The organism is Marinobacter alkalisoli (assembly GCF_045449795.1).
Taxonomy (GTDB): Bacteria; Pseudomonadota; Gammaproteobacteria; order Pseudomonadales; family Oleiphilaceae; genus Marinobacter.
Map to the genome: position 1 here is coordinate 1 of NZ_JBJJLB010000013.1, position 9,307 is coordinate 9,307.

Annotated in this window: 10 protein-coding genes; 5 read left to right on the forward strand and 5 right to left on the reverse strand. The window is 58.5% G+C overall.

The window, feature by feature from the left end; translation table 11 throughout:
* The first annotated feature begins 82 nt into the window (after positions 1 to 82).
* The 4 genes from tnpA to ACJO3M_RS03950 all read left to right on the forward strand — a co-directional run bounded on the left by tnpA (position 83) and on the right by ACJO3M_RS03950 (position 3,518).
* Positions 83 to 457, forward strand: a complete 375-nt coding sequence (gene tnpA / locus ACJO3M_RS03935) for an IS66-like element accessory protein TnpA (RefSeq protein ID WP_406999688.1) — start codon at positions 83 to 85, stop codon at positions 455 to 457.
* Complete coding sequence (gene tnpB / locus ACJO3M_RS03940) at positions 454 to 789, forward strand: IS66 family insertion sequence element accessory protein TnpB (RefSeq protein ID WP_406999690.1); 336 nt, start codon at positions 454 to 456, stop codon at positions 787 to 789. Before tnpA ends, tnpB begins: the two co-directional genes overlap by 4 nt.
* Positions 790 to 864: 75 nt before the next feature.
* Positions 865 to 2,409, forward strand: a complete 1,545-nt coding sequence (gene tnpC / locus ACJO3M_RS03945; protein ID WP_406999692.1) for an IS66 family transposase — start codon at positions 865 to 867, stop codon at positions 2,407 to 2,409.
* A complete protein-coding gene (locus tag ACJO3M_RS03950; RefSeq protein WP_406999888.1) occupies positions 2,409 to 3,518 on the forward strand; it encodes an HD domain-containing phosphohydrolase in 1,110 nt (369 codons plus the stop codon). The genes tnpC and ACJO3M_RS03950 overlap by 1 nt, the downstream gene beginning before the upstream one ends.
* A gap of 35 nt (positions 3,519 to 3,553) precedes the next feature.
* Here the strand turns inward: ACJO3M_RS03950 and ACJO3M_RS03955 are convergent, their stop codons facing one another.
* Genes ACJO3M_RS03955 through ACJO3M_RS03975 form a run of 5 tightly spaced genes read right to left on the reverse strand, consistent with a single transcriptional unit; the run spans position 3,554 to position 7,737 of the window.
* Positions 3,554 to 4,618: a succinylglutamate desuccinylase/aspartoacylase family protein gene (locus ACJO3M_RS03955; protein ID WP_406999890.1), complete on the reverse strand. Its 1,065-nt coding sequence runs from the start codon at positions 4,616 to 4,618 to the stop codon at positions 3,554 to 3,556.
* Position 4,619: 1 nt separating this feature from the next.
* Complete coding sequence (gene rimK, locus ACJO3M_RS03960) at positions 4,620 to 5,525, reverse strand: 30S ribosomal protein S6--L-glutamate ligase (RefSeq protein WP_406999891.1); 906 nt, start codon at positions 5,523 to 5,525, stop codon at positions 4,620 to 4,622.
* The gene (locus ACJO3M_RS03965; RefSeq protein ID WP_406986273.1) at positions 5,522 to 6,019 is read right to left on the reverse strand and encodes an ATP-dependent zinc protease family protein; all 498 of its coding nucleotides are present in this window, start codon (positions 6,017 to 6,019) and stop codon (positions 5,522 to 5,524) included. Before ACJO3M_RS03965 ends, rimK begins: the two co-directional genes overlap by 4 nt.
* Positions 6,000 to 6,887: a mechanosensitive ion channel family protein gene (locus ACJO3M_RS03970; RefSeq protein ID WP_406999893.1), complete on the reverse strand. Its 888-nt coding sequence runs from the start codon at positions 6,885 to 6,887 to the stop codon at positions 6,000 to 6,002. Before ACJO3M_RS03970 ends, ACJO3M_RS03965 begins: the two co-directional genes overlap by 20 nt.
* A gap of 31 nt (positions 6,888 to 6,918) precedes the next feature.
* Positions 6,919 to 7,737, reverse strand: a complete 819-nt coding sequence (locus ACJO3M_RS03975; protein ID WP_406999895.1) for a DUF432 domain-containing protein — start codon at positions 7,735 to 7,737, stop codon at positions 6,919 to 6,921.
* A gap of 149 nt (positions 7,738 to 7,886) precedes the next feature.
* Here ACJO3M_RS03975 and phrB point away from each other — a divergent pair, with 149 nt between their 5' ends.
* Positions 7,887 to 9,287: a deoxyribodipyrimidine photo-lyase gene (gene phrB / locus ACJO3M_RS03980; RefSeq protein WP_406999897.1), complete on the forward strand. Its 1,401-nt coding sequence runs from the start codon at positions 7,887 to 7,889 to the stop codon at positions 9,285 to 9,287.
* The last annotated feature ends 20 nt before the right edge of the window (positions 9,288 to 9,307 follow it).

The window sequence follows — 9,307 nt, forward strand, 5'->3', positions numbered from 1 at the left end:
GTAAGCGTCCGGTGATCCCATCTTGAGCACGGCGCTGCCAACGTCAGGATAGTGTCCACTTATTTTCTAGTGGACACTTAACATGAACGAATTAAGCGTAACCAAGCCCTACCAACGCCGTCGCCGGTTTTCCCGCGAATTCAAAGCCGAGATTGTCGCCAAATGCCTGGAACCCGGGGCCTCCGTTTCCCGGATTTCACTGGATAACGGTCTCAACGCCAACATGGTCCGGCGCTGGATGAGTGAAGCGCAGCGAGCGGATAAAACACCAGCAACACCGGGATTTGTTCCGGTTAATCTGCCTGCTGCAACCTCTGCACCGGGCAACCAATCGGTCTCGGATAAGCGTAGCACCATCCGCATCGAGATTCCCCGCGCCGGTGGTGCGGTGGTGGTGGAGTGGCCTGCGGAGCAGGCCCACCAGTGTGCCGCCCTGTTGCGGGATCTGCTGGGATGATCCGCATTGACGAGATCTGGCTGGCCACTGAGCCGCTGGACATGCGAGCCGGGCCAGACAAAGCGCTGGCTCGGGTTATTCAGGTCTTCGGTTCTGCCAGGCCGCATTGCGCCTACCTGTTTGCCAACAAACGGGGCAACCGGATGAAGGTCTTGATCCACGATGGCCTGGGCATCTGGCTCTGTGCTCGCCGGCTGAATCGGGGCAAGTTCCACTGGGGCGAAGCCTGGCGCGGTGACCAACTGCGCCTGACTGAGGAACAGTTATCCGCTCTGGTTCAGGGCCTGCCCTGGCAACGCCTTGGCGCTGAAGGCGTGATCTCCATTCTGTAACCATAAGCTGAGTGATATCGCCATAGCCAGAACCGCGAATCGCTTGCGGCACATGGACTTGGCATACTGACGGGCATGACTCAGCGCCCCGATCTCGACCAACTCTCTGCCGATCAGCTCCGTGCTCTTGCCACGGAACTGTTCGATCGTGTCGAGAACAAGGAGCGGGCCCTGGTGCACCGTGATGCGGTCATCGAGAAGCTGACTCACGAAGTGGCCATCCTCAAGCGCCATAAGTATGCCCGGCGCAGCGAGCAACTGGACGCCGTCCAGGGACGACTGCTGGATGAACTGATCGACAGCGACCTGGCGGCTATCGAAGTCGAGCTGGAACAGGCGATGACCGAGGAGCAGAAAGCTGCCCGGCCAAAGCAAAAGCCCAAGCGCACCCCGCTGCCGCCGGAACTGCCCCGCACCCTGATCCACCACGAGCCCGAAAACACTCAGTGCCGCTGCGGCTGCCAGCTCAAGCGCATCGGCGAAGACGTCAGCGAAAAGCTGGACTACGTTCCGGGCGAGTTCACGGTGGAACGCCACATCCGGGGCAAGTGGGTCTGTGACAGTTGCGAGACCCTGGTCCAGGCACCGGTGCCACCGCAGGTGATCGACAAGGGCATTCCCACCGCTGGTCTGCTGGCTCAGGTCCTGGTGGCCAAGTACGCCGATCATCTACCGCTGTACCGTCAGGAACGCATCTTCGGTCGCGCCGGCCTCGAAATTCCGCGCTCCACCCTGGCCGAATGGGTCGGTGCCTGCGGTGTGCAGTTACAGCCCCTGGTGGATGCGCTGAGAAACACCCTGCTGGACCACAGCGTTCTGCATGCCGATGAAACCCCGGTCAGCATGCTGGCCCCGGGCAAGAAGAAAACCCACAAGGCCTACGTCTGGGCTTACTGCACCACACCGTTCTCGGACCTGAAAGCCACCGTTTATGACTTCGCGCCCAGCCGTGCAGGCGAACACGCCCGCACCTTCCTGGGTGACTGGCAGGGCAAGCTGGTCTGTGATGATTACGCTGGTTACAAGGCCGGGTTCGGCAACGGCATCATCGAGATCGGTTGCATGGCCCACGCCCGGCGCAAGTTCTACGATCTGCACGAAGCCAACAAGAGCGAGCTAGCCGCTAAGGCGCTGGAGTACATCGGAAGGCTCTACGAAATCGAGCGGGACACCAAAGACCTGCCACCGGACAAGCGGCAGGAAATCCGGGAAACAAAAGCCAAGCCGATTGCTGATGCGCTGCATCAGTGGATGCTGGCGCATCGCCAGAAAGTGCCGGATGGTTCCGGCACGGCCAAAGCGTTGGATTACAGCCTCAAACGCTGGGCAGCGCTGACGCGCTACCTGGACGATGGTGCTGTGCCCATCGACAACAACTGGGTGGAAAACCAGATCCGGCCCTGGGCGCTGGGCCGCTCCAACTGGTTGTTCGCGGGATCACTGCGCAGTGGTCAGCGTGCGGCTGCCATCATGACTCTGATCCAGTCGGCGAAGCTGAACGGACATGATCCGTATGCCTATCTGAAGGATGTGCTGACCCGTCTCCCGATGCAGAAGAACAACGCCATCGATGAGCTATTGCCTCACAACTGGAAGCCGGCTATTACTGACAAGGTGTGATGGCCGGACGCTTACCTCTCAACCAGTCTGACTCGCTCGCAGAGAAACTGGTGCATTTGCATCAGGTTGTCAGGGATCTGCACCCGCAGATAACACGAGTTTCCATAGCGTTATACGACAAAGCCACCGACAAGGTCAGAACCTTTACCTACAGTGGCAAGGAAACGCCCTTAAATCACTATCAGTCAACCCTGTCCAGTTGCCACTCTCTCAGCCTGCTGGCCCAGTCCAGAGGTGCAAGGCTCGAACAGGACTTGTCTGTTTTCAGAAACAGCTCACACGTCCATGCCCAGAAGATCTATCAGGCCGGGTACCGGGGGAGCTATACGCTGCCACTGTTCTTTGACGACGAATTACTCGGCTTCATCTTCTTCAACGCCGAGCAAGAGAACGCGTTCGATCCCGCCTGCATCAGTCAGCTGAACCTGGTGGCGGACCTGATAGCATTGCTTATATTCAATTCCTTCAGCCTGGTTCGAACTCTACTCTCCACCGTTCAATCTGCACTGGATCTTACTTATTCGCGGGACCCGGAAACCGGCGCCCATCTCCAGCGTATGTCCCGTTACGCCAGAGTCATCGCACGTCACGTCGTCTCCGCCAGCGCAAACGATGATCAGTTTCCCGAATACGTCTACCTGTTCGCGCCACTACACGATATCGGTAAAGTCGCCATTCCGGATAGCATCCTCTTCAAGCCCGGGAAGCTGACAAAGGCAGAGTTTGAGGTTATGAAAACTCACACTTCCAAAGGTAAGGCCATGGCAGAAAAACTGCTCCGCAACTACCGCATGGGAGACATCCAGCACACCACAATGCTGTTGAACATCATCGCCCACCACCACGAAGCCTTTGATGGCTCCGGTTATCCAGATGGATTAGCGGGCAAGGACATTCCCCTGGAAGCCAGAATTGTCACCGTGGCGGATATTTTCGATGCACTGACCAGCCGTCGTCCATACAAGGAAGCATGGACCGTTGAACAATCGCTGGACGAAATCAGATCCCTTTCCGGCCAGCGGATTGATCCGGATTGCGCCAACGCGTTGATGGACAATCTGGATGAGGTGCTGGAAATCCGCGAGACCTTTCAGGACGCGGATCAATAACAGACCGTCGCAAATCTTCCTGATTGTCCCGCGGGTTACTTCTGCTGCTCGTCCCATGGATGGACTGGCACCACAGCCTCACCCACTTCCGCTTCATAGGAGCTGCGAAAATAGTTCATCGCTTTCTCAGCCTCGCCCAGCTCGTCAAAACGGGCGATGTGATAAATGGCTTCGCCTTCGTTCACCAGCGGCAGATTGTTCACGCAAATCACAATGCCGGAAACCGGGGACAGCACTGCCGCCTCGGTTTCACCGAACGGGTCCGCCACCATGGCCAGTTTCTGCCCCTTGCGGACTTTCTGGCCAAGGTGGGCCACGGGGCGCATGATGCCATCAATGTCCGCACGCACCCATAGGGAGTTGGCAGCGGTCTCAGAACGCTTTCTGGGAGCTTTCGGGCTTTTCTTGGCGGGCACCATTTCCAATTCCCGCATCACCCGGATGACCCCTTTCACGCCACTGGTGATAACCACGTTATCAAACCTCAGGGCTTCTCCCCCCTCAAAGGTCACGACAGGTATATCCAGGGAATCCGCATAGGCCCGCAAGCTGCCTTCCCGCAGGCTGGCGTTGATGATAATCGGTGCACCGAAGGCTTCCGCCATGCGGATGGTTTCCGGATTCTTCAGCTCGGCGCGAATCTGCGGCAGGTTGAACCGGTGAATCGCCCCGGTGTGCAGATCGATGATATGAGTGACATGTTCCATGATCTGGGTGCGCAACAGATAGGCAATACGCCCCCCCAGGGAACCGCTCTCACTGCCCGGGAAACACCGGTTCAGGTCTCGCCGGTCAGGCAGGTAGCGAGTGCGTTGCACGAACCCGAAAATATTGACAATGGGCACGGCCAGCAGGGTACCCCGCAGGTGTCGCAGTGCCGAATTGGTCAGCACCCGACGGACAATCTCCACGCCGTTGATTTCATCCCCGTGGATGGCGCCACAGACCATCAACACTGGCCCGTCCCGGCGACCATGAATCACCTCCACCGGAATGTGCAGCGGTGTGTGGGTATACAACTTGGCAACCGGCACTTCCACAGTTTGGCGCGTGCCCGCCTTGATCTCGGTACCGGCGATGACAAATGGCGCTCTGGCCATCTCAACCTCTCCCTTTGGTGCGGGTTTTCCAGGGTTTCTGATTTTTCTCAATCCAGTTAACGATCATCCCCGCGACGTTCTTGCCGGTGGCATTCTCGATGCCTTCCAGCCCCGGTGACGAGTTCACCTCCATCACCAGAGGGCCGCGACTGGAGCGCAACAGGTCCACGCCGGCCACATTCAGGCCCATGGCCTTGGCGGCGGTTATTGCGGTGCGACGCTCTTCCGGGGTAATGCGAATCAGCGAGGCGGTGCCGCCTCGATGCAGGTTGGAACGGAATTCCCCGTCTGCGCCCTGGCGTTTCATGGCCGCAATAACCTTGTCACCAATAACGAAACAGCGGATATCGGCACCGCCAGCTTCCTTGATGAATTCCTGCACCAGAATGTCCGCTTTCAGGCCCATGAAAGCCTCAATCACGCTTTCTGCGGCCTTGCGGGTTTCCGCCAGCACCACGCCAATGCCTTGGGTACCCTGCAACAGCTTAATCACCACCGGCGCGCCACCCACCATCTTCAGCAGTTCGGGCACGTTGTCCGGCTTGTTGGCAAAACCGGTCACCGGCATGCCCACGCCCTTGCGGGCCAGCAGCTGGAGCGAGCGCAGCTTGTCCCGGGACCGGGTAATGGCCACAGACTCGTTGACGGGAAATACCCCCATCATTTCAAACTGCCGCAAGACCGCCGTGCCGTAGAAAGTGACCGAAGCACCAATTCGCGGCACCACCACGTCAAAATTCTCCAGCACCTCTTCGTGGTAGTGGATCTGGGGATTGGACGATGTGATGTTCATGGAGCAGTGAAGGCAGTCGATAACCCGCACTTCATGCCCCCGATTGATACCTTCCTCGACCAGACGACGAGTGGAGTACAGGTGACGGTTACGCGACAGAATCGCTATCTTCATTTGATCGTCCTTAGGGCCGGTTCACCGGCAAGGTAGGAAGCTTCAGGATATATAACGGAGCGCCTCGCCATGGCGGTACGCCCCAGCAACATCCGGAACCGCATGGAGTCCCGGTTGGTCAATGTCATTTCGATGGGCCACACGGCATCACCGATCACCAGACGGGTCTCGATCACCAGCCTCAGCTCCCGGTGGCCACCGGAATCCGATACTGAGCGTTCATCCAGTACGGCCGCATCACATTCCACTACGTGGTGAAGGTTGTTCTGGACCGGGTGCACCCAGAAACGCACGCGACGCTCACCGTCACCATCGTACGGCTCAACGCGAAAAGTATGCAGACAGGACGTGCGGGCCCCGGTGTCCACTTTCACCTTGAGCCGGGGAATATCCAGGTCGGGCAACGCCACCCACTCCCGCCAGCCAAGGTTGATCCTGCCCTCAAGCGTCGGGTACGTGACAGGTTTTGTGGGTTTATCCGTTTTCGTCGGCATCCGGCAGTTCCTTATGGGTCGCTCTCTCCGGTCGCAGCAGTTCCACCCGGAAGGGGGCGGAATGGCTTCCGGCATAAATACTGGTATGGGGAAACGGAATCTCGATTCCTTTTCGGTCCAGAGTCTTCTTGATGTCCACCATCATGCTACTGCGGCTTTCCAGTACCCGCTCTTTCGGTACCCAGAACGAAAACTGCAGGTCAACGGAGGACGGTCCGAATGACGTGACCAGCACAAACGGTCGCGGCTCCTCCAGGCAGGCCGGATTACGCCCGGCCAGCTCCAGAAGCAGTGCTTCGACCTTCTCCACATCTTCAGCGTAGGCAATACCCACCGTCAGGTCGAGACGGCGAATCGGAAACCGGGAACGGTTCACCACCCGGGTCTTGATCAGGGTCTCATTGGGAATCCGTACATACAGGTTATCGGTGGTTCTCAGTTTCACACTCAGCATATCAATGCCGACGACCTCCCCAAGGGTGGCATCCACTTCAATAAAATCACCGATTTCAAAGGGCCGCTCCACCAACAGGAAAAGCCCGCTGATCATGTTCGAGGCCGAGGTCTGGGAAGCAAAGCCAATGGCCACCGTCAGGATACCCGCAGCCCCGAGAAGCACATCCAGCGAAAATCCCGCCTCCCGAAGTGCTGCCATGGCAAACAGGGCAACCACAATATAGAACACCAGACGGCGGAACATCACCGTATGGTGTCGCGATGTTCTTGCCTGCATGACGCGGGAAACGCTCCGTGCCGCCAGGGACCCCAGGACAATGCCCAGAATCAGCAGGAACGCGGCGCTGAGCCACTGCATCCAGGGCAAACCACTGGCCACCTCCACCAGACTGCTTTCCATTTCCTCGATCAAACCACTGGCTCCATTGTTGGCACTCGCATTCTTATCCGAACATTCTGTCGAACGTTCGTATCAGTCGCCCGCGGCCGCCTTTCTCACGCGCTGGTGACACCAGTTTGCAGGTACCGGCCGCCGCGAACAGCGTCCGATCCACATTCAGGCTGGCGGAATTCATTTCGGTTTCACAGACAACCTTCACTCCCGGCGTCCACAGCTGTCCCCGTTCGTTCTGGTGCAACGACAGCAACGGCGTCGGCAGGCTAAAACGCTCCAGCAACAGCGGTTCGGAGCGGCGGTTCACGATTTTCACCGGAGTAATAGCTCGCCAGGGGCGCTTGGGTACCGCCTCAAGAACCAGGCGGGCATAGCTGGGGGCCGAATAACACAACTCCCCTTCCATGGTATTTTTCCCGACCCAGGTCTGCGAAGGCTCCGCCAGCGCCAGCTCTGTCAGTTGGGTACGCTGTCGGCCAACGCAGATCTGCATCCACACCACCGTACCAACATAGATCACACACTCGCTACCGGCGGGAATCGTTAACGGCTGATAGGGCCGGATCACCGTGGGGAGGCTAGCCAGCGCAGGTAGAAACACCACTTCATTACTGTCATCCGGCCGTACAAACCGCTGTAACGGAACACCGCTGCCCGGCAATACATGGCTGGTCTGTTCAGTCCAGCGCATGGGGTCGACATCTTTTCTGACGGTTTCCGATCGAATCTGCCACTCAAGATCAAGCCGGGTGACCCAGAGGCGCGTCTGGCTGAGCTCATGAAACTGGGTCTGCCCGGATTCCAGGGTATAGGGGCGAGCCCAGATCCCATCACGCGGCGGCGCGGATTCTTCTTTTTTATCGGCCATTGGCATCCTGAACATTCTGGCGAAAAAACAGATTTAACTATAATCCAATCAATGCCTTCCAGCGAATATCCTGATCATGATATTTACTCATCCAGAGCGATGGTAATTACCCTTACCCGCTTTACCGCCACCCTCTGACAGGAAGTTTGATGACCCAACTTGTCTGGTTCCGCAACGACCTCCGCCTGGCCGACAACCCGGCACTGACCGCCGCCTGCAAGGCCGGAGGCCCGGTCAAAGCCTGCTTTATCGTGACACCGCAACAATGGCAGGAGCACGACTGGTCCCCTGCCCGGGTCCATTTCGTCATCGCCCACGCCAACGCCCTGGCCAGGGAACTCGCGAAGCTGGGCATCCCCCTGACCTTCCTAGAAGCACACCAGTTCAGCGACAGCATCGAATCGCTGACCCGTCACTGCCGCGAAAACGACATCACCACCGTGCACTTCAACGAGGAATACGGCATCAACGAACGCCGACGGGACAAGACGGCCAGGGAACAACTGACGGCCTGCGACATCAAGGCGAACAAATACCGGGACCAGACCGTAGCCCCGGTCGGAGCAATACTGACCCAGCAGCAGGAACCCTATTCCGTTTTCACCCCCTTCTCCCGCCGCTGGCGCACCTGGATCGAAGAAAGCAACCCGACCGTCTTCCCGGTTCCCGCGCCACAGGGCGATGCAGTAAAACCGCAACAACTCGACGCCATCCCGGCCGGCTTCGCCGACGCCCCTCCGGCCCTGGTCAAAACCGGCGAGAACGCCGCCCACGACCAGCTCGACGCTTTTCTCAGCGAACGGGGAGGCAACTACAAGGAACAAAGGGATTTCCCCGCCATCGACGGCACCAGCCAACTCTCGCCCTACCTCGCCAACGGCGTGCTGTCCGGGCGCCAATGCCTGATCGCCGCCCGCCAGGCCCAGGGTGCAGGCGGCAACCAGGAAGGCCTGAGCACCTGGGTTAACGAAATCGCGTGGCGGGACTTCTACATCCATATCCTCTACCACTACCCACGGGTCAGCATGCACCGGGCGTTCAAACCCGAAACCGAAAACCTCAGCTGGAACACCCCGGGGGAACACTTCGAAGCCTGGAAAACCGGCCACACCGGCATCCCCATCGTCGACGCCGCCATGCGCCAACTCAACCAGACCGGCTGGATGCACAACCGCCTACGCATGATCACCGCCATGTTCCTGACCAAGAACCTGTTCATCGACTGGCGCCTCGGCGAGGCTTACTTCATGTCCAAGCTGGTAGACGGCTTCCTGGCCTCCAACAATGGCGGCTGGCAATGGAGCGCCTCCACCGGCACCGACGCCGCCCCCTATTTCCGGGTGTTCAACCCGGTGACCCAAAGTGAACGGTTCGATCCGAAGGGGGAGTTTATTCGTGAATGGGTTCCAGAATTGCGGAAGCTGGACGACAAACGCATCCATGATCCCGGTAGGGGTGGTGTTATTCCGAAGGGTTATCCACGGCCAATTGTGGATCTGAAGGAAAGTAGAAAGGAAGCGATTGCGAAGTTTCAGGCGCTAAAAGGCTAACTCACAAGTCGGAGGCAGGG